The following is a 19,362-nucleotide window of genomic DNA, read 5'->3' as shown; positions in this document are numbered from 1 at the left end:
TCAAGGGCTTCTAGTTAGCATTTATTATCACTTAATACAGATTCTCTCGTGCGTGCCCCCATTGTCCAAACCGTCGGTATACCAGCTCTGCGCGTATTGCGGATTAAAGGTTGTCGTGCCTCCGACATAAAAGCCGGCCATGGAATTCGTTTGCCAATCCTTCGCAAGATCGTGCAAATAAGCATCCTTATAAACAAGCAAATATCCGCCGAGTTTAAGTCCGCCTATGAACGACCAATCGCCAAATTTCAGGTTGGATTTGGTGATTATGTTTTTACCGATTGTAATATCTTTTTTTACTGAATTCATGAAAGTAATATCTCCGCCTGTGGCCAGCGTTCCGCCTACGTTGACGGTTCCTTCAAGAGTGTTGTGGAATTTGAGGTAGCTGTTGACGAGAAAATCTCCTGCCACTGCTAATTTGTAAATCGTGTTTTTCAAATCCAACGAACCAAAAACCTTTAAAGACCCCCCGACGGAGAACGCACCTTCTATGCCATTGGAAGTTTCCGATACCGTATTATGAAAGGTCATGCTGCCTTTCACGGCGACATCGCCACCGACCTGGAAACGATGAATAGTGTTGGTGGTGTTGAAATTGCCCTTGACCATCAATGTTCGATCAACCTGCCATACCTGCACGGTATTGCCCATCGTCACGTCTCCGGCAACGATTAAATCGCCTTTTACGATTAATTTGTTTAGGGAATTGGAAGTTAACAGCTTCCCGCCGATCACAAGATTGCCTTCGACGACTATGGTATCTATCGTTCCTCCCGTGCCAAGCGTCATGTCGCCTCTGACGTAAACATCATTTTTGAACGTTAACGTTTTGCCGGGTTTAATTTCCCTTACCGATAAATTCCCGCCAACTTCTACAACTCCGTTTATAAGGACATTAGCTTTGATAATGTCGGCGAATGTTAAATTACCAGTCGTTCGGATCCCGTATCCTTCGGCGTCTTTTTGAATGACGTAATCGGAAGTAATTTCTTGAGAGGTGTTCCCGCCAATTTTTACGGGACCGGCATGTTTGATGGCCGCTTGACTTTGCTTAGCCGAAAGCTCCGATGCCGTTACCGTATTGTTCAATGCCGCAGCCGTATTATATCGATTATCTTGGAACGTGTTTGCGCCCGTTCCTGTTAGGCTAACCTGGGAAAGATAATAGTCGGTGGAAGCATTGAACCATGACTGGAACTGCGCGTCCGTAAAGCTGTTGTTAATATGCGATGTCGGGAGTCTTTGACCATTTACCGGCTGCACATAACATGCAGCGAAGAGCTTATTATTCTGCGGCGTTGTCGAATTTTTGAGCAGCACCTTCATTCCCGTCCCCGGCGTAGGAATCGGCGTCGAGGTAGGCGCCGGAGTCGGCGTTGGTGTCGGTGTAGGAACACTAGTCGGAGCAATCGACGGCGCTAACTCGTTCTGCTCGTACATCCCTTTGATCTTGTATACGACTTGACTGTCCCGTGCTTGATTGCCTGTTCCCGCTTCGCCTTCGAATCGTACGGCAATTAATTTATTATCTTTGTCCCGAACAGGCGAGGCTTGAGCATCAAGCGCATTGATGTTATTAACCTGCTGAATAAGAGCTACTATATTGGCTTCGGTTTTTGCTGTTGGGGCCATGTCCTCATATAGACGGGCGAATACTTCCTTAGAAGACAAAGCTTCCGCGTACGCCTGCTCGGTGTGCCCGTTCGTTTTCGCCTGGAGCAGCCCGATATTCGTGCTTAGCGCCAGCGGCGTGACGACAATTGCCAACGTGACGATGAATCCGAAAACGATCATCAGCGTCCCGCCCTTCTGGGCTGGAATATAATTAAACATTGCCTTTACCTCCGCTATCATATTATTCTTGGAGTAAACCAATGCGATTACTTTCAATTGTGAGGAGGATCTTACATGCTGCGCAATCAGAGAGGACTTACGCTTATCGAGGTGCTGGGATCCATCGTCCTGCTCGGAATCGCGATACTTGGCATTACGTTTATTCTTCAACAAGCTTCCATTCATACGAAGGATAATGAAAAAACCGATCAATCGGTTATTATTACACGCAATACGTTAGAGCAAATCAAGCACGAGCTTCCGAAATCAACCACGTCCGTCACTATATATGGACAAAGCTTGAATCTGTCGGGTTTACGTTCGTTGCAGCCCGTGACGGTCTATTACCCGAACAGCTCCTCGCCCGCTTATAAGGTCGATATTATTTCATCTCAAGCCGGACTCGGTTCTGCCCAAGCAGCGGACAAATCCGTTAATCTGGACAACCTATTCCGTAAAATAACGGTCCGTTCAACTGATTTGGCTTCTAACAAAACGTTTGAAGTGACCGCTTTCGTCGAATTCTATCATTAGGAAGGAGCCATCAGCATGTTCAAGCAGCTGCGTAACGAAAAAGGATTGACATTAGTCGAAGTGCTTGGCGTACTTGTGCTGACGGTGCTTATATTGGGCTCTCTGATCTACATGCTTCAATATTCCAGCTTGGGTACAAAGCAAGTATCCGAAAGAGAACAAACCCTTCAGCAATCTCGAGATATTATGAATCATATTGTCGGCACTGTCAGAATAGGCTTGATCCCGCCTTCATTGGAGAGTCGAACCGGCAGCAACTTGCGGCTGGAGGATGTCGTTGAAGGTCAATTCGCTGATTACAAATTTGATGCCGCGACAAATACCCTAACCGTTGAATACCAGTTAAAAAACGACGCAGGCGAACTAGCTTCAGAACCTGCGACGCATACCTTCTCAAATAAAGTGAAAAACATCGTTTTTCACACTTTTGATAGCAAAGTCGAAGTAACTCTTGAAATGTACCTGCCTAACAATCAGGTTCATACGACAAGCACAACGGTTTATTCGCCGAATAGTTAGCCTGCAAACCCTGCGAATCGCAAGTAGCTTTGAACGAGCGGTTCGCCCCACCAATAAGCGGCGACCGAACCGACCGCAATATAGGGTCCGAACGGAATCGTCATGCCTTTCGCGTATCTCCCCGCAAGCAGCAGCGCCACTCCACCAATTAAACCCGCTATGCTCGCAAGAAATAAACTCAATAGCGTCAGCTTGACGCCTAACACAAGTCCGATAAACACATACAGCTTGATGTCGCCTCCGCCCACGCTCTCCTTCTTGAACATCCACCCGGACAGCAATCCGATTAGCAGAAGCGCTCCGCTTCCTGCGATTGCCCCCCAAAGATAGGTGCCAATTGACATGGGATGAATGAAAAGACGAAATACGAGCATCAGCGCCACAGCTGGAAACACAACTTTATTCGGAATAATCATCGCCGTTAGATCGGTCTGCACGATGATGACAAGCACCGAGATAAAAACGAGCGAAACGATTAGCTCTGGAGTAAAGCCAAAATAATAAGCCGAATAAACAAACAGCAGACCCGTAATTGGCTCTGCTATAGCATATCTCCACCAAGTGCCATTACCACAAGTTGAGCATTGGCGCCTTGTTTGAGACAAGATGGCAGGGATCGTCATTATAGACCAACGGCTGGCAAGATGTGTGCCGCTTGTGCAATAAGTGGGGGGATAAGCAGGCGAAAGCCTGTTATCCCACTGGATAGCGATTGTGTTGAGGATTGGTGTAATAAAGATCCCAAATACTAGAAAAACAACAAGCTGCAGCTCATTCATTAAGCAAAACGTCCCTATGGTTGTTTAGTTAAAGAAACTGTCCACGCATTTGATGCACTTAATGTAGCTGTAAAATGTGTTTTTTCATTTGCAGTATTTTGCCAAGTAGGTTCAGCATTTAGGTACCCTTTTGTTACCAATACAGTAATATCAGTTGCTGAAGTAGTTGTTGTAATACTTTCATCTACAAGATAGCGCATGACAGATTCTTTTATCATAGCATCAGTCGCAGCATCAGCTTTTGTTTTAGAATTACTAATTGTGTTACCAATCGCCGGAATAGCAATCGCCGCGATAATCCCCACAATGACGAGTACCGCCAAAAGCTCAATAAGAGTCAAACCTTTTTCATTTTTTTTCAGTGCAGCCAACATGTTGCATTCTCCTCTCGATTTGTAAAAATGATGTATGTGGTGTTTCAGTGAAACCGTTATAAGTAACTTTCCATCATCTTGAAGGTAGGCATCATAACCGCCATGACGATGACCCCTACGATACCGGTAAGCAACACAATCATAATCGGCTCGAGCAGCGCTTTGAGCCGTTCGGCCATCTGGTCGACGTCGGCTTCATAGAAGTCTGCGACCTTGTCCAGCATGTCCTCGACGGAGCCTGATCGCTCGCCAATCGCCATCATCTGGACAACCATTGGTGGGAACAGCTTGGATTGCTTCAGCGGCTCAGACATCGAATCCCCGCCCATCACCTTCTCCTTCATGCCGGTGATAACACTGCTTATCGCGGCGTTACCTACAACATTGGACACGATGGTGAGACCCTGCATCAGGGGAATGGCCGCTCCTAGCAGCGAGCTGAACGTCCGTGAGAAACGGGCGATCGCCTGCTTATGCCACAGCGTGCCGAACACCGGAATTTTCAATACCAGATAATCTAACTGCCGCCTACCGCTCTCCGTTCTGCGGATATACCTCCAAATCACGCCTGGAAGGAACAACATCGCGATTACAACGTACCAATAGCCTTGAATAAATTCGCTTACCGCCATGACGATTCGAGTCGGCAACGGAAGCTCGATTCCCATCCCTTCAAAGCTTATCGCATATTGAGGGATAACGAAGATCATCATAAAAAATACAACGATAATCATAAGGACAAGCATGATGGCGGGATAGATCATCGCCGACTTTACTTTTTCCTTTGTGTTCCGTTCCTTCTCGAAGAAGACGGCTAGACGCTCCAGCATGACGTCCAGGTTACCCGCCACTTCCCCGGCTTGGACCATGTAGATGAAGACAGGGCTAAACACGCTGGGATAGGCCGCCGCTGCTTCGGACAGCTGCTTGCCGCCTCTCATCTCCTCGGCAATACTGTCAAGCAGCTTTGACAACGTTTTGCTTGCTGTCTGATCCCGTAGAATTTGAACGGCTTCAACAAGACTGACGCCAGCACGGTACATTGTAGCCAGCTGTCTGCAGAAGATCGTGAAATGGTCCGTCTTCACCGTCGGCCCGCCGAACGAAATTTCCTTGTACAAAGTCGTTTCGTTGGTATCCACGATCTCCGTTAGCCATAAGCCCTTCTCGGTGATCGATTCCCTAGCCCGTTGAAGCGAGTTCGCCTCTACAATACCCGTCGATTTTTTCCCGTCTGCGCTAATTGCTTTGTATCGGTATTTGGGCATAGGCACACCTCCTGACTATCTCCTATAGGTCACCGAAACCGAAATGAGCTTCCTGCGCGGACTCCAACGCAACGACGCCTTGATTCACGAGCTCACGCAGAGCATTCTCCATCGTCTGCATACCGTAAGCTTTGCCTGTCTGCATGACCGAACGTATCTGGTAGACCTTCTCCGTTCGGATCAAGTTGGCGATGGCCGGCGTATTGACAAGCAGCTCGTAGGCTGCCGTTCTTCCCCCGCCGACTCTCCGCGGCAATAGTCGTTGAGAGATGACGCCAAGCAGAACAGAAGCAAGCTGAACTCTAATCTGCGCTTGCATGTCGGCCGGGAATACGTCGATGATCCGGTCAATCGTCTGCGGAGCGTCAGCGGTATGAAGAGTGCCCAGCACCAGATGCCCCGTCTCTGCTGCCGTAATGGCCGTACTGATCGTATCCAAATCCCGAAGCTCGCCTACCAGCAGCACGTCAGGATCCTGTCTTAACGCGGCCCTAAGGCCGGACGCGAAGGAGCTCGTATCAAGCCCAACCTCCCTCTGGTTGACCATTGACTTCTTGTGATTGTAGATAAACTCGATCGGGTCCTCCAAGGTGATGATGTGCAGATTATCGGTCCGATTGAGATGCTCGATCATGGATGCCAGCGTCGTCGATTTGCCGCTTCCGGTAGGCCCAGTCACCAGCAATAAGCCTTGCGGTTTCTGTATAAAAGATTGGGCGATAAGCGGCAGCCCGAGCTCCTCCATGGAAGGAATTCGGTTAGGCACGATACGAATGGCTAGTCCGACGCTCCCCCTCTGCAAATAAGCGTTCACCCTGAAGCGGGCTAGCTGAGGAATACCGTAGGAAAAATCCGCTTCTCCCACTTCCCGAAGCCTCTTAAACTGCTCTTCGGTCATAATTTGCTTCGCTAGCTCTTCGGTATCACGAGGCTTCATCACCAAATCGTTTACCGGGCGGAGCTCTCCGAATAGCCGGAATATAACGGGAGAATTAACCGTAACATGGATATCCGATACACCCCTGGAATGCGCCAATTGCAGTAATTCAATGGCGTTCATAGTCCAGCCCTCCCGTCTTCACAGCTTTTCATCTCCTTGCCCTAACACGCGATAAATTTCCGTAACGGTCGTCAAGCCTTGCGCCGCTTTCTCGAGCCCGTCCACCATCAGCGGAATCATGCCTTGATTAAGCGCATGGTTGTAGTATTCGTGATCCGAGCTCTTGTCCATAATCATCGTACGAAGATGATTGTCCACGACAAGGAGTTCATGAATCGCTAACCTTCCCTTAAAGCCTGTCCGGCCGCATTCGCTGCAACCGGCTCCTTTACGGAGGGTCGTAGCCTTGATTCCATGCGCTTGCAACAATTCGAGCTCTTTGTCCGACGGCGCGTATGAACCCGAGCAATTCGGGCAAACACGTCTTACTAACCGCTGCGCCATAATGCAATTGACGGAAGATGATATAAGGAACGGCTCCACGCCCATATCGATAAGCCTGCTTATCGAACCGACGGCGCTATTGGTATGCAAGGTGCTCAGCACCAAGTGCCCCGTCATCGCCGCGCGAACCGATATTTCCGCCGTCTCAGAGTCCCGAATCTCGCCCAACATAATTATGTTCGGATCTTGCCGTAGAATCGCCCGAAGTCCTCTCGCGAACGACAACCCCGTCGTTGTATTCACTTGGACTTGATTAATACCTTCCATCTGATATTCGACCGGGTCCTCGACGGTTATAATATTGACGTCGTCCTTGTTGAGGTGAGCGAGCGCCGAATATAGCGTCGTCGACTTCCCGCTTCCGGTTGGGCCGGTAATTAACACGACGCCGTGAGCCATCTCGATGCTTCTTCGGAATGCTTCCTCATTGCGCGGAGAGAGAGCGAGCTTGCTAATATCCGCTAAGGAGTGTCCGAGATCGAGGACGCGAATAACAACCTTCTCGCCATGGATTGTTGGCAGAGTCGAAATCCGGACGTCAACCTTCCGGAAATCGATCTCCAGTTCAACCCTGCCGTCTTGAGGAATTCTTCTCTCTGCGACGTTCAGGTTCGCCATAATTTTGATGCGGGCCGCAATAATGCCATGCATGCCGGGCGGTAAGGTGCGCTCCGTTCGCATAACTCCATCAACGCGGTAACGAATACGGTAGCTGCCGTCCTGCGGGTCCAGATGAATATCACTTGCCCCAAGCTGAACGGCCTGCGTAATAATCTGATTAACCGTCTTGACGACAGGGGAATCCTCATCCTTAATCGCGGTGTCTTCATCCAAGTCGCGAAGCTGCAAATTTTGAGTAATTTGCTCGATTGTGTCCTGCAATCCATAATATCGGCTGATCGTCGCCAAAAGTTCACTCTTGGAAGCAATTACCGGTTCTACGCGCAGTCCGGTTGCGATTCGGATTTCATCTATGGCAAAATAATCTAATGGATCGGCCATCGCGAGTATTAGCTTATTGCTTTCCAAGCGAATGGGCATGACGCAATGCTGATCGGCCAGCTTCTGGGAAATGAGCTGAACGATTTTCGGTTCGATCTTGTACCGGTACAGCTGAACATGCGGTATACCCAATTGAAATTCCAATGCTTCAATAAATTGCTGCTGGGTGATGTATCCTAAGGAGATCAGCATATCTCCCAATCTCATCTTCGTTTCCCGCTGCTTCTCGAGCGCGGTGCGAAGCTGGTCCTCGCTTATGACGCCAGACTCCAGCAGGAGATCTCCTATTCTTTTGCGGATAGTCGCCATATCGATCACCAACCGTTAGGTATTTAGAACTACTCAATGAAACTATGAAAAAGCTCTATATACTATTAATTAAACCAGTGGTCGTGTTCCTTGTCAACGATGTTAACGACAAGTTTCGACCTGTTTTCTTGGTACATTTATCCTATTTTACAATGACGGTAAACTATAAGCCTTTTTACCTATCCCTTCCACTACTATCACAACAAAACGAGAGATTACGGAGTAAAAATCAATGGAACAATGGAAAAAAAATCTGATCGTCCTTTGGTTCGGACAGTTTCTCGTCATGGCGGGCATGACCATGATCATCCCGTTTCTTACGCTGTACCTGCAGTTCGAGCTCGGGTTGTCCGATCCGCATGAGATCGGCGTGTGGGCCGGCGTCATATTCGCGGGGAACTTCGTCACCGCCTTCATCTTCCAGCCAATCTGGGGCAAGCTGTCGGACCGGTACGGCCGCAAAATGATGCTGCTTCGCTCCGGCTTCGGCATGGCGATCGTCATGGTGCTGATGGGCTTCGCGACGAATCCTTGGCATCTGCTGCTGCTCCGCATGCTGAACGGCACGATATCCGGGTTCAATCCCGCCTCCATCGCCCTCGTCTCGGCGACGACGCCGAAGGAGCGGATGGGCTTCGCGATGGGCTCGCTCCAATCCGGCGCTATCGGGGGCACGATACTCGGTCCGCTCATCGGCGGGCTGCTTGCCGACGCGGTCGGCTACCGCCCGATCTTCTACATCACGGGCGCGCTCCTGTTCATCGCGTCGCTGCTGGCCCTGTTCGTCGTGAAGGAGTCGTTCGACCTGGCCAAAGCCGCGAGCCGCGTGCAAGCCTCCGTCATGGAAGGCTTCAAGCGGATCAGCCGAATCCCGCAGCTCATGGCGCTGTTCGGCGTGACGCTATTCATTCAATTCGCGAACATGAGCCCGATGACGCTCATCCCGCTGTACGTGCAGGAGCTTCACGGCAGCACCGAGAATCTCGCGTTTCTAGCCGGCTTCGTCGGCTCGGTGACGGGCTTGTCCAACATGATAGCCTCGCCGCTGCTCGGGAGGCTGAGCGACCGGATCGGCGCGGAACGCGTGCTCGCCGTCTCGCTGGTCGGCGCGGCGCTCGCGTTTATCCCGCAAGCCATGGCGGATACGGTATGGCAGCTGCTGCTCGCTAGATTCGGGCTTGGCCTGTTCCTCGGCGGACTTATACCGGCGGTCAACTCCCTCATCCGCAAATATACGCCGGACGGCATGGAGAGCCGCGCGTACAGCTTCAACAGCAGCACACTAAGCCTCGGCAATATGATCGGGCCGATAGCCGGCGGAGCTCTCTCTGGTTATATCGGCATTCACGGCCTCTTTTATGTGTCCGGGGCTCTTATGCTGTTAAACGGCGCGTGGGCATGGCATTCGCTGCTTCGCAAGCTGCCGAGGCGGCAAAAGCAACCTCCGGCGTAGCGATACTCTCTGCACGTCGACGCAACAAAAAGGGGACAGAGCCGCCACGGCGGCTTCTGTCCCCTTTTCCTTTCCGAATGCCTACTCCTTCACCCGCGCGATCGCAAGCCCGTCGTAGCCGGGCAGTATCGTGCTCTCGAGCCGCTCGTCCGTCGCGATTCGTTCGTTGAAGGAGCGAACGGCCAGCACCGATGGCCCTTGCTTCGCTTCGTCCGTCGTCCGGCCCCGCAGCAGGATGTTGTCGCCGACGATGATCGCTCCAGGCTCGGCCAGCTCGAGCGCGTAATCGAGATAGACCGGATACCCTTCCTTATCCGCGTCGATGAAGAAGAAATCGAACCTGCGGCCTTCTTCCTTCAGCGTGGCCAAGCTTTCTTTGGCATCCCCCACCATGTAGCTGACTTTGTCTCCGAGGCCTGCTTCCTTCAAATGAACCTTCGCCACCTCGGCATACGCCGGCAGAAGCTCGAGCGATAACAGCTGCCCGCCTTCTCCAAGTCCTCTCGCAAGGCAAATCCCGCTGTATCCGCCCAGAGCTCCGATCTCCAGCAGCTTGCTCGCTCCCGACATGCGCACCAGCAAGGTCAACAGCCTGCCGTAACCGTCCGCGACGGAGATGGAAGGCATGCCTTTGCTGGCGATTCCTTCCTTCACCTTTTCCAGCTCGCTATCCTTCGGATACAGCCCGTCCACATATTGCTCATCGATCGTCGACATTTCGTTCTCTCCCTGTATGATTCATTTGTAAAAGAGTGCCCAATTCACCTATACTTAATTGTATGTTTTTGCGGGGCGCGTTACAACGTCCGCACGCAAGCATCAAATTGATTATAAATATTGAGTTTGTTCAAAAAGTTTGTTTTTCAGCACCGAGAAGGTTGAAAGAAGCTAGGAATTGAGGAACTGAGCGTAGCTGGAGGCTACGTGAGTACCTGCAATGTTTCCGGAGGAAACATACTTCGTAAGCATATGCTAATTCCGGCTGAATTCAAGATTCGATGTCGAATGGGCCTCGTGAGTAATCCTCGTGATCAAAAACGATCTTTTTGAACCTCCTCTAAGAAATGAGTGTGCAAACAAGTGGAACAACTGCATTTAATCGCAACCTCCCCGATGGGCCTGGAGGCTGTCGTCGCGAGGGAGCTGAAGGAGCTCGGGTATACCGATCTCCAAGTGGAGAACGGACGAGTGAACTTCCGCGGCGGTCCGGAGGACATCTGCCGCACGAATTTATGGCTCCGAACGGCCGGGCGCATCCTGATCCAGATGGGCAAATTCAAGGCGACGACGTTCGACGAGCTGTTCGAGGGAACCAAGGCGCTGGACTGGCCCGACTGGATTCCGGAGAATGGAGAGTTTCCCGTGGAAGGCCGTTCGCATAAATCGCTTCTGTCGAGCGTGCCGGCCTGCCAGAAGATCGTGAAGAAAGCCGTCGTGGAGAAAATGAAGGACCGCTACGGCACGGAATGGTTCGACGAGAACGGTGGCAGGTACGTTATTGAAGTTTCGCTGCTGAACGACGAAGCGCTGCTTACGCTGGATACCTCCGGTGCGGGCCTGCACAAACGCGGCTATCGCCTGGTTTCCAACGAAGCGCCCATCCGCGAATCGATGGCCGCCGCTCTTATCCTCTTAAGCCGCTGGCGGGCGGAGCGCCCGTTCTACGACCCGTTCTGCGGCTCCGGCACGTTCCTCGTCGAAGCGGCGATGATCGGCTGGAACATCGCGCCGGGGCTGCGCCGCCAGTTCAACAGCGAGCGCTGGGATCGAATCCCCGCGAAGCTGTGGGACGCTGCCCGCGAGGAAGCCTACGATTCCGTGAAGGACGATGTGCCGCTCCAAATTACAGGCACCGACATCGATCCCCGGGCGATCGAAATTTCGGAGACGTCCATCAAGCGGGCTGGCTTTGCCAAGGACATTAAGGTTAGCGTGCTGCCTGTCGCCAAGGCGAAGCCGCAAGGCGATTACGGCGTCATCATCACGAACCCTCCTTACGGCGAGAGGCTCGGCGATGAGCGGGAAGCCGAAGCCGCGCTTCGCCAGTTTGGACTCATGACGCTGCATTACCCGACATGGTCCGTGTTCGCGATCAGTCCATCGGACCAGGTGGAGCATTATATGGGCCGTCCGGCGGACAAGAAGCGCAAGCTGTTCAACGGGCGTATCCAGACGGATTTTTATCAATTTTTTGGTCCGCTGCCGCCGCGGGAGAAACGGCATGAGTAGCAAGGAAACGCTCGCGCTGCCGAACCGGCTCCCCCCATTACGGCAAGCCCTTCGCTTCAGCCTGATTTGGCTGGAACGTCTGGTAGCCGTGGACATGCTGTTGTTCGTCATCGCGATGAGATTGAAGCTGTACTGGTTCAACCGTCTTCTCTCCGTCCCCTACATGGACATGACGTCGACGGACGCCACGATCGAGACCGGAGCCGTGCTCATGCTTGCCTTCTGGGCGCTGCTTCTGCCCGCGCGCGGCAGGCTTCTGGCTCTGATTGGACTTAATCTCGTTTTATCCTTTTTGCTGTTTGCGGACGTGATCTACTATCGATACTTTCAGGATCTGATTACGGTACCTGTTCTGATGCAGCTGGGCCAAGTGGAATCGCTTGGCGGCAGCATTACCGAGCTGCTCAAGCCTTGGGATTTTTGGCTGTTCGTCGACGCCGTCCTGCTCATTCCTTTTGCGGTCTATCTCGTTTGGAAAGGACGCGCCGACCTCAGGAGCGCCGCCTCCCGTTCTCCTCTCTGGCGCAAGCTGGCCATTCGGGTTGGCGGAAGCGCCGCAGCCTTCATGCTGGGCTTCGCGTTGTTCGTGCCGAATGTGAACCACGCGACGGACACATGGGCCAAGGGTCTATTCGAGAAAAACTGGTGGAACCTATCCATCTATAATGTCGCCGGCGGCCTTGGCTTTCATGGCTATGACGTTTACCGATATGCCCAGCTGAACTGGTTCGGCGCCGAGACCGTCACCGCCGAACAGCTGGACGAGACCGAGGCTTGGATGAAGGACCGCGCGAACGCAAGACAGTCGCTCGAGCAGGATCCGCTGTTCGGCTCGTATAAGGGAAGCAACGTTCTAATGGTGCAAATGGAATCGCTCCAAACCTTCATGATCGGCAAGTCGATCGGCGGCAAGGAGATTACGCCGGTCCTGAACGATCTGATCGAAGAGAGCGCGTACTTCTCCCGGTTCTACCACCAAACGTCTCAGGGACGCACGTCAGATGCCGATTTTGCCGTCAACTGCTCGCTTCAGCCGATGAAGAGCGGCTCGGTGTTCATTCAATACGCGTCCCACGACTTCGCGTGTCTGCCGGAGACGCTCAAGGACAACGGCTATTCCGCAACGGTCTTCCATCCTTATCAGGGAGGCTTCTGGAACCGCAACGTCATGTACGACCGGATGGAATACGACGAGTTCTACAGCCTTAAGCATTTCGAGCTGGACGAGCGGCTCGGCTGGGCGCTGGGGGACAAATCCTTCTACCGGCAGTCTATGGATATCGTAGCCGAGCTTCCGCAGCCGTTCCACGCGTTTATGATCTCGCTCACCAGCCACCACCCGTACAAGCTTCCCGCCGCACAGAAGCTGCTGAACGTCGAAGAGCTGGACGGGACGATCATGGGGGACTATCTGCAGGTCGTCCACTACGCGGACGCCGCTCTGGGCGAGCTCGTCGAGAGGCTGAAGGCGGAAGGGCTGTGGGAGAACACGATTCTGGCCGTCTACGGCGACCATGACAACTCCATTCAGCAATGGGAGCTGTATGAACGCTTTATGGAGGACACGTCGAACCCGGTGCAAAGGGAGCAGCTGGTCAAAAGCGTGCCGTTCCTCCTTCACCTCCCGGACGGCGCCCATGCCGGCCGCTACAACGATGTCGGGGGCCAATTGGACGTAACGCCGACGCTGCTGCACCTGCTCGGCATCTCCGGAGGCAAGCCCTATTGGCTCGGTTCGCCTCTTCTGACGGAATCGGAGAGCGGGAAGCGGACGGTTACGCAGCGCAACGGGGCATGGACGGATGGCGAGCTCTACTTCGTGCCGTCGCCGGACGGCATTCCCGCGAACGGGACCTGCTACTCGGCAATCTCGGGAGAACAGCTCGACACGAACGTTTGCCTGCCGTTTTCCGGCGAAGCCGACACGGAGCTTATGATGTCCGACCGGATCGTCATCGGCGATCTGCTCCGCTCGTTCGAGGAAGACGAAGCCGTCGAAGCGATGGGCGGAGAACGTTAATCATCGCAAATGAGATTGCAGCACATATATAGGCATGCGAAAGGCGGTGCAGCAGCACCGCCTTTTCTAGTTGGAATGAACTGCCTCATGAGCGAATCCGTAGCTGCGCTTACCTCAGCCTACCTTACATCCCGGCCGCCGAAGCATCGTGACGGCGTTCCTGTGACGCCCAGCTTCGCCGCGAACACGCCCCCCGCATGCGGGTAAGCCTCAAGCTGGCTAGGCGTGAGTCCGGTCCTGGCGGTCGTGATGTACAGCTCGTCCAGCGATTCTCCTCCGAACACGCAGGACGTGACGTTCGGCGCGGCTACCCGAATTTCGCCGAGAAGCTCGCCGTTGGCCGGGTTCCAGCGCGACACCCTGCCTCCGCCGAAATGCGCGATCCACAGCATTCCCTCCGCGTCGATCGTCATACCGTCAGGCGACCCGGCATCTTCCGGCCAATCCAGCAGCTTCCGCCGCCCGCTGATCTCGCCCGTCTCCGTCTCGTAATGGAAACCGTATACCTCGCGTTTCATCGTGTCGATGTAATACATGCTTGATTTGCTCTCATCCCACGAGAGCCCGTTGGAGCAGCCTACATCGCCCAGCATCCTTCGCACGCCGCCGTCCGGCTCCATCCGGTACAAGCTCCCCGTAAACGCCCGAAAGCTCATGTCCATCGTCCCCGCCCATAGCCGCCCCATCGGATCGCACTTGGCGTCGTTGAAGCGATTGCCCGGCAGATCCTCTTCCACCATAGCCAGCACTTCCAGCGCCCCGTCGCCAGGGCTGTAGCTATAAATGCCGTCCTGCATCGTCAGCACCCAACGCCCGTCAGCCATCGGGATGACCGAGCTCGGCATCAGCCCGAATCGATGAACGTCATGCTTCCCCCCGCGCGGATCGTAAGCATGCGCCATTTGGCCGATAATATCGACAAAATACAACGTGCCCGAAACGCTATCCCAATGCGGCCCTTCTCCAAGCTCCGACTTGCTATCAAGAATGAGCGACGCTTGTTCCGTTCGAATCATTCCGCATTCCCTCCTTCTCTAGTCTCCATCCCACGTCCGCCATGCTCGCTAAGCCACGCCAGCACCTCGTCGATATGACCCACGGCTACGACGTTTAGCTCCGGCGCAGCCTCCGCGGCCGCCTCCGCGCCTTCCTCCGGCACAAAAAACACGTCCGCTCCCGTTCGGCTGACGGCATAAGCCTTCTGCGGAATTCCGCCGACCATGCCGATCGATCCGTCCATCTCGATCGTCCCCGTACCGGCTACCTGAAGCCCTCCCGTAACGCCGCCGGCCATCAGCTGATCCAGAATCGCAAGCGTCAGCATCGCGCCGTGCGACGGCCCTCCGACATGGGCCCGATATTCGTGGAAGGCGACCGCTCGAGGCGTATCCAGCTTCGCCTCCGTCTGCACGGACACCCCGAATACCGCCTTGGACTCGTCCCCCTCCGATGCATGGGTCGGCACCTGCACGGTCAGTGCCTCGCCGCCGCGCCTTACCTGGACGACGACCGTTTCTCCGGGCTTCACCGACGACATGTACCCGATCATGTCTTCCACGGTCTGTACTTTCTTGCCGTTCAGTTCGTCCACGATATCGCCCGCCTCGAGTCTGCCGTCCGCAGGACTGCCCTTCACGATCGCGACGATACGGACGCCGTCCGGCACAACGCCTTGGCCGAGACCGGCCTTCTGCATGGCGATCGCCGCCGCTACGCGGTTGGCATCGGTTTTCATCGCGACGACCTGCGCATACGTGACCGACAGCGGCGGCTCATCCTCCGATATGGGATAGAACCGATACTGGGGGAGCAGCGCGCCGAACAATCGGTCCGCGAGCACGGCCGGCCGGTCGAACACGAGGACGCCGTTTATTTCGCCGACGGCTTGTCCGCCTTCCACTTGCGCGTACCGGTTCAGATTGAGCGTCATGCCCGGATAGGTAACGCTGTACCCTGTCGGCACGAGAAGCGCGCAAAGCGCGAGCCCGATTCCGGCCAGCGACGAGGCGCTGCGCCAAGGGAAGCCGCCCCGCTCCCGTCTCTCGCTCAGCATCAGATCCGCGATCAGGAGCAACACGACCGAAGTAGCGCAGGCGATAGCCAGCCCGAGCATGTGAACGGCATCCATAACAATGCCGGCCGCTAGCAGCAAGCTAAGCGCCAGAATGATGGCACGGATTACGCGAACGCCGGCTGCGCTCTCGGACTTGCGCAACAGCCATGCCGCGCCCGCCGCCCAGCATAACGGAATCAAAGCAAGCCCGTAATACAGCCAGTCGATCCACTCGATCCATTGCGTTCCCCCGGCCGTACGCGCCGGCGCCGGCAGCCAGATCAGCTCCGCGACGACGAGGCTGACGACCGCCGCGGCAAATCCGATGTAATAGAATCGTTTACCCGCCTTCGCTTGATTAATCACGATTAACAGCCTCCATTTCCTAAGAAGACAACAAAAAAGACAAGTAAGCCCCGTGAACCTTCATCGTTTCACGACCCCTTGTCTTCGTGGGACTTAAAGTATCATACTGCCGCAAGAGCAACCGCTACTTGGTCTGCAAATAATGCCGCTGCTCCTCGCCGATGCCGCGGTCTCTCGCCTCGCCCTGCTCGATCTCGATAATGCGCTGTATCCACTGGGAAGGCGTCAGTCCGGCGCGCTTGGCACGGTCCAGCAGCTCCGCGTAATGCCCGCATTGCTCGTATCCGCCTAATCGTCGCACGACCATGATGTACTCCACGACAAGCTCCCGCGCGGCTTTCGGCGTGTAGCCGTAACCGCCGGCCAGCGCTTCCGCTATGCCCCTCTCATAGGAGCTTAATCTCACTCGCGTCACTCGTGCTCCTGGCGTCGCCATACATCCACCTTCCTCCCGCAAAAATATGGTAGCCTACCAGCGTAAGGTGAGGCTCCCAACGCTCCGACGAGAATACGACCTGGTTGCCCAGCTTCAGCGCATCCAGCTTCCGGCCTTTCTCGGAACGCGTAATTTGTTCATAGAACCAATTGTCGTCTTTGTTTAATTGTACCCCTTTATGCACGATTTTGCCAGTGTCATTGTCCGCCATGGGTCCGATTATTATATCCGGATGCCTCTTGCAAGGATCCTGTCCCTTAACGCCCGCTTTGCGGTGACTATAGACGAAGGATCCCCAGGCTGGCGAATCCGACAGGAACAGCAGGGGCTCCACCCGTTCGGGCAAACTGGTCAGCTCCACGACGAGCACGCACGGCTTGCCGCCGTCCCAGCTCTCCTTGGCCGTCTTATGGGCCCATCTTCTCGCTTGCGCGATCGATATCGTCGTATAGAAGCCTTCGCCGAAATCCTTGCCCGGCTTCCAATATCGCGATTGTAATAGTGTATGCCGAAAGCTCTCTACCGTGCTGCTTGTCGTGCCGTGGTAGAGCAGCTGCGGTGTCGTGATATCCATCCGTCTCCCGATGCCCCTCTCTGCCCCATTAAACGAAAAAAACCCAACAGCTTCTCGTTGTCGGGTTTCGTCAGGTGCGTTCGCTTAGCCTATTGTATGCCGTGCCATAAGTCCATTATTTCTTCAAATAAGTCATCGCTTTCTCGATCGCTTCGTCTTCGGTCGCGCCCTTCACGTACCGGCCGTTAATGAAAACGAAAGCGTAGCGGGCGCACGGCCCGCAATACGACTTGCAGTTAACCGTGGTGATATCCGCTTCCGGGGCCAGCTTCTTGAGCTTGGCCACCGATGTCTTCATGCGCATATGCTTGCATTGCTCGCATACTTTAATATCGTTGGTTGCCATTAATGATCTCCGTGATTACCCTTCGACGGATTGGTCACCGCGAAGCCTTCCTCCGGTACATAGAAATAGTCGATGCGAACGCCGTCGAGGAACTCGTTGTCCTTCTCGAGAATGACGTCGATATCCTTGTCCGTAGATACGACGACGTCCTTGTCGGTCGGCGTGTCGATCCCCATGCCGTAATGGGCATGATCGCCGTGAGCGTGCGTCACGTAGACGCGCAGCAGCTTGCCTTCGTTCTCCGGCTTGTCCAGTTCAAGCTTTATCATTTTCGCCGCGTTGCGGGAAATTTTGCATTTCATGTCTCTCTACAGCTCCTTCTATTTGCCCCTTAGCAAAAGTCTTACCTTATATTATACTTCCTTGCCATCCTCCGGGCAAACCATTCCGCAATGATCATCGTTGCGGCGATATCGTCAACCGGAATGAACGGCATGACGTCCGGCATGATCCAGTAGGCCAGAACGGGAATTATGAACAGCAGCTTGTCTACCAGCCTTACGTGCTTCGCCGTCAAGATTCGATAAATAAGCGAGAATGTATTCCGCCAATGTCTGAGCGACAGCAGCTTGCGCATGCCCATCCCTCCTTTGCCTTGTATATACCCTAGTATACCATAGCAAAAACGCGTTCACCCACTGGCCGGAGGTCGGGCCGGCGCCAACAGGGCGCCGGCTGCAGCCGCCTTGGCTTGGCCATGGCGGCTTGACTGACCTTGCAACCGCTTTGGCTTGTTGGCCAAAGCAACTCGAATGGTTGAGCTCGCTTTGGCTCATTAGCCAAAGCAACTCGAATGGTTGAGCCGCTTTGGCTCATTAGCCAAAGCAACTCGAATGGTTGAGCCGCTTTGGCTTATAGCCTAAGCGATTCGATGAGCAGCGGCCGGAGCTCCGCGTAGATCGATTCGAACGCCCGGACCGGCAGCGGATTTTCCCCGTAGCCCGCCTCGACCGTAAAGCCCGGCAGACGGTAGTTTTGAATAAACCAATCCTTGTAGCCGGCGTCGCTGCCGCTCAGCTTGATCGGCTCGTAGCCGCTTACCGCGCCCAGCTTCCGGGCAAGCTCCTCCGACTGAGGCGGCTCGTAATCCCGGTAGTTCCAATAAATTTCGCGTCCTTGCGTATGAAGCGCGACGACGGCGCGGAATCGGAGCCGCTCCGTAAATGCCGCCATAGCGGCCGCCTCCGGCTCGCTGAGAGGGTACGGACCCGGATAATCGCGCGGACCCGGGCCCTCTATGCCGCGCCGCTTGCGCTCCTCCTCCCAATACGCGGGGAATTGGTCGTTCAGGTCCACGCCCCGTATATTTGCTTTCCAGCCGTTGAAATCCGTCAGTCCGCCGTTCAGCCGAAGCAGCGTATCCCGGTAATGAGGCGGAACGGTGTCAAGTCCGCCTTGCACGAGCTCCGCTCCGTCCGGATTGACCATCGGCACGGCCCACAGCGTCGTCTCGCAGCACAGCCCCGATACGTCTTGTCCGCCGAGCCGTCTCCCCGTCCGGTAGCATTCCGACAGCTCGGATACAAATCTCATCAGCAGCGCGGACGTAATCCATTCGTTGGCATGGAACGAAGCGTTGATATGAATCGGCTTGGGGCCGACTCCGCATCGGAGCGCCGCGATGGGTCTGCCGAGCACGCTCCATCCTATCGGGTGCGCCTCCACAAAGGAATAAGCGGACGTCAAACGCCCGATTTCCTCCATCATGCCGCCATACCGGTATTCATCCTTCATCGATTGCTCGCCTCCGTCCGAAAGAATAACCCTTTCTTGATTCATCCTATGCGGGGAGGCTTTGTCCTTTTTCCTATTTGCAGCCC

20 protein-coding genes are annotated in these 19,362 nt (G+C 54.4%); 5 read left to right on the top strand and 15 right to left on the bottom strand.

Features of this window, described 5'->3' with window-relative positions:
• Positions 1-27: 27 nt before the first annotated feature.
• Entirely contained in the window at positions 28-1,836 is a 1,809-nt protein-coding gene (locus tag NQZ67_RS21780) for a hypothetical protein (RefSeq protein WP_257450024.1), read from the bottom strand.
• 75 nt (positions 1,837-1,911) lie between these two features.
• Here NQZ67_RS21780 and NQZ67_RS21775 point away from each other — a divergent pair, with 75 nt between their 5' ends.
• Together NQZ67_RS21775 and NQZ67_RS21770 are read left to right on the top strand one after the other, a co-directional pair.
• On the top strand, positions 1,912-2,370 hold the full coding sequence (locus NQZ67_RS21775) for a type IV pilus modification PilV family protein (RefSeq protein WP_257450022.1): 459 nt from the start codon (positions 1,912-1,914) through the stop codon (positions 2,368-2,370).
• 15 nt (positions 2,371-2,385) lie between these two features.
• Positions 2,386-2,889: a hypothetical protein gene (locus tag NQZ67_RS21770; protein ID WP_257450020.1), complete on the top strand. Its 504-nt coding sequence runs from the start codon at positions 2,386-2,388 to the stop codon at positions 2,887-2,889.
• On the opposite strand, the gene NQZ67_RS21765 is transcribed toward NQZ67_RS21770, so the two are convergent.
• From NQZ67_RS21765 to NQZ67_RS21745, 5 genes are read right to left on the bottom strand one after another with little or no spacing between them, the layout of a single operon-like run.
• The gene (locus NQZ67_RS21765; protein ID WP_257450018.1) at positions 2,886-3,668 is read right to left on the bottom strand and encodes a prepilin peptidase; all 783 of its coding nucleotides are present in this window, start codon (positions 3,666-3,668) and stop codon (positions 2,886-2,888) included. The genes NQZ67_RS21770 and NQZ67_RS21765 overlap by 4 nt on opposite strands.
• 14 nt (positions 3,669-3,682) lie before the next feature.
• Positions 3,683-4,042, bottom strand: coding sequence for a prepilin-type N-terminal cleavage/methylation domain-containing protein (locus NQZ67_RS30690; protein ID WP_371825341.1), 360 nt, complete (start codon positions 4,040-4,042; stop codon positions 3,683-3,685).
• Positions 4,043-4,098: 56 nt separating this feature from the next.
• Positions 4,099-5,310, bottom strand: coding sequence for a type II secretion system F family protein (locus tag NQZ67_RS21755; RefSeq protein WP_257450016.1), 1,212 nt, complete (start codon positions 5,308-5,310; stop codon positions 4,099-4,101).
• A 22-nt stretch (positions 5,311-5,332) separates the two neighbouring features.
• Positions 5,333-6,370, bottom strand: coding sequence for a type IV pilus twitching motility protein PilT (locus NQZ67_RS21750; protein ID WP_257450014.1), 1,038 nt, complete (start codon positions 6,368-6,370; stop codon positions 5,333-5,335).
• A gap of 18 nt (positions 6,371-6,388) precedes the next feature.
• Complete coding sequence (locus NQZ67_RS21745; protein WP_257450011.1) at positions 6,389-8,065, bottom strand: GspE/PulE family protein; 1,677 nt, start codon at positions 8,063-8,065, stop codon at positions 6,389-6,391.
• 232 nt (positions 8,066-8,297) lie between these two features.
• Here NQZ67_RS21745 and NQZ67_RS21740 point away from each other — a divergent pair, with 232 nt between their 5' ends.
• Positions 8,298-9,518 carry an MFS transporter gene (locus NQZ67_RS21740; RefSeq protein WP_257450009.1) on the top strand — a complete coding sequence of 407 codons (1,221 nt, stop codon included), beginning with the start codon at positions 8,298-8,300 and terminating at the stop codon, positions 9,516-9,518.
• A gap of 81 nt (positions 9,519-9,599) precedes the next feature.
• On the opposite strand, the gene NQZ67_RS21735 is transcribed toward NQZ67_RS21740, so the two are convergent.
• Entirely contained in the window at positions 9,600-10,235 is a 636-nt protein-coding gene (locus tag NQZ67_RS21735) for an O-methyltransferase (RefSeq protein WP_257450006.1), read from the bottom strand.
• A gap of 363 nt (positions 10,236-10,598) precedes the next feature.
• On the opposite strand from NQZ67_RS21735, the gene NQZ67_RS21730 reads away from it, so the two are divergent.
• A complete protein-coding gene (locus NQZ67_RS21730; protein ID WP_257450004.1) occupies positions 10,599-11,747 on the top strand; it encodes a THUMP domain-containing class I SAM-dependent RNA methyltransferase in 1,149 nt (382 codons plus the stop codon).
• Entirely contained in the window at positions 11,740-13,767 is a 2,028-nt protein-coding gene (locus NQZ67_RS21725) for an LTA synthase family protein (protein ID WP_257450001.1), read from the top strand. Before NQZ67_RS21730 ends, NQZ67_RS21725 begins: the two co-directional genes overlap by 8 nt.
• Positions 13,768-13,886: 119 nt before the next feature.
• Here the strand turns inward: NQZ67_RS21725 and NQZ67_RS21720 are convergent, their stop codons facing one another.
• From NQZ67_RS21720 to NQZ67_RS21685, 8 genes are all read right to left on the bottom strand, one after another.
• Positions 13,887-14,783, bottom strand: a complete 897-nt coding sequence (locus NQZ67_RS21720) for an SMP-30/gluconolactonase/LRE family protein (protein WP_257449999.1) — start codon at positions 14,781-14,783, stop codon at positions 13,887-13,889.
• Positions 14,780-16,186: a PDZ domain-containing protein gene (locus NQZ67_RS21715; protein ID WP_257449997.1), complete on the bottom strand. Its 1,407-nt coding sequence runs from the start codon at positions 16,184-16,186 to the stop codon at positions 14,780-14,782. The genes NQZ67_RS21720 and NQZ67_RS21715 overlap by 4 nt, the downstream gene beginning before the upstream one ends.
• A gap of 124 nt (positions 16,187-16,310) precedes the next feature.
• Positions 16,311-16,592, bottom strand: coding sequence for a hypothetical protein (locus NQZ67_RS21710; RefSeq protein ID WP_257449995.1), 282 nt, complete (start codon positions 16,590-16,592; stop codon positions 16,311-16,313).
• On the bottom strand, positions 16,573-17,196 hold the full coding sequence (locus NQZ67_RS21705; protein ID WP_257449993.1) for a DUF3990 domain-containing protein: 624 nt from the start codon (positions 17,194-17,196) through the stop codon (positions 16,573-16,575). Before NQZ67_RS21705 ends, NQZ67_RS21710 begins: the two co-directional genes overlap by 20 nt.
• 115 nt (positions 17,197-17,311) lie before the next feature.
• Entirely contained in the window at positions 17,312-17,542 is a 231-nt protein-coding gene (locus NQZ67_RS21700; protein WP_257449990.1) for a YuzB family protein, read from the bottom strand.
• On the bottom strand, positions 17,542-17,844 hold the full coding sequence (locus NQZ67_RS21695; RefSeq protein ID WP_257449987.1) for an iron-sulfur cluster assembly accessory protein: 303 nt from the start codon (positions 17,842-17,844) through the stop codon (positions 17,542-17,544). Before NQZ67_RS21695 ends, NQZ67_RS21700 begins: the two co-directional genes overlap by 1 nt.
• 41 nt (positions 17,845-17,885) lie before the next feature.
• A complete protein-coding gene (locus NQZ67_RS21690; RefSeq protein ID WP_371825340.1) occupies positions 17,886-18,119 on the bottom strand; it encodes a hypothetical protein in 234 nt (77 codons plus the stop codon).
• A gap of 275 nt (positions 18,120-18,394) precedes the next feature.
• Entirely contained in the window at positions 18,395-19,276 is an 882-nt protein-coding gene (locus tag NQZ67_RS21685; RefSeq protein WP_257449982.1) for a M14 family metallopeptidase, read from the bottom strand.
• Positions 19,277-19,362: the final 86 nt, after the last annotated feature.

Source organism: Paenibacillus soyae (assembly GCF_024623455.1).
In the GTDB taxonomy this organism is placed as follows: Bacteria; Bacillota; Bacilli; order Paenibacillales; family Paenibacillaceae; genus Pristimantibacillus; species Pristimantibacillus soyae.
Note: the sequence above shows the minus strand (reverse complement) of the source record. Positions and strands in the feature narration are given on the sequence as shown.

Bases quoted from the DNA above. Each gene is read 5' to 3' on its own strand.
- NQZ67_RS21735 (WP_257450006.1), bottom strand. From the start codon at position 10,235: ATGTCGACGATCGATGAGCAATATGTGGACGGGCTGTATCCGAAGGAT.
- NQZ67_RS21780 (WP_257450024.1), bottom strand. From the start codon at position 1,836: ATGTTTAATTATATTCCAGCCCAGAAGGGCGGGACGCTGATGATCGTT.
- NQZ67_RS21775 (WP_257450022.1), top strand. From the start codon at position 1,912: ATGCTGCGCAATCAGAGAGGACTTACGCTTATCGAGGTGCTGGGATCC.
- NQZ67_RS21725 (WP_257450001.1), top strand. From the start codon at position 11,740: ATGAGTAGCAAGGAAACGCTCGCGCTGCCGAACCGGCTCCCCCCATTA.
- NQZ67_RS21770 (WP_257450020.1), top strand. From the start codon at position 2,386: ATGTTCAAGCAGCTGCGTAACGAAAAAGGATTGACATTAGTCGAAGTG.
- NQZ67_RS21685 (WP_257449982.1), bottom strand. From the start codon at position 19,276: ATGAAGGATGAATACCGGTATGGCGGCATGATGGAGGAAATCGGGCGT.
- NQZ67_RS21700 (WP_257449990.1), bottom strand. From the start codon at position 17,542: ATGGCAACCAACGATATTAAAGTATGCGAGCAATGCAAGCATATGCGC.
- NQZ67_RS21695 (WP_257449987.1), bottom strand. From the start codon at position 17,844: ATGAAATGCAAAATTTCCCGCAACGCGGCGAAAATGATAAAGCTTGAA.
- NQZ67_RS21745 (WP_257450011.1), bottom strand. From the start codon at position 8,065: ATGGCGACTATCCGCAAAAGAATAGGAGATCTCCTGCTGGAGTCTGGC.
- NQZ67_RS21690 (WP_371825340.1), bottom strand. From the start codon at position 18,119: ATGCGCAAGCTGCTGTCGCTCAGACATTGGCGGAATACATTCTCGCTT.
- NQZ67_RS21755 (WP_257450016.1), bottom strand. From the start codon at position 5,310: ATGCCCAAATACCGATACAAAGCAATTAGCGCAGACGGGAAAAAATCG.
- NQZ67_RS21765 (WP_257450018.1), bottom strand. From the start codon at position 3,668: ATGAATGAGCTGCAGCTTGTTGTTTTTCTAGTATTTGGGATCTTTATT.
- NQZ67_RS21740 (WP_257450009.1), top strand. From the start codon at position 8,298: ATGGAACAATGGAAAAAAAATCTGATCGTCCTTTGGTTCGGACAGTTT.
- NQZ67_RS21720 (WP_257449999.1), bottom strand. From the start codon at position 14,783: ATGATTCGAACGGAACAAGCGTCGCTCATTCTTGATAGCAAGTCGGAG.
- NQZ67_RS21750 (WP_257450014.1), bottom strand. From the start codon at position 6,370: ATGAACGCCATTGAATTACTGCAATTGGCGCATTCCAGGGGTGTATCG.
- NQZ67_RS30690 (WP_371825341.1), bottom strand. From the start codon at position 4,042: ATGTTGGCTGCACTGAAAAAAAATGAAAAAGGTTTGACTCTTATTGAG.
- NQZ67_RS21705 (WP_257449993.1), bottom strand. From the start codon at position 17,196: ATGGATATCACGACACCGCAGCTGCTCTACCACGGCACGACAAGCAGC.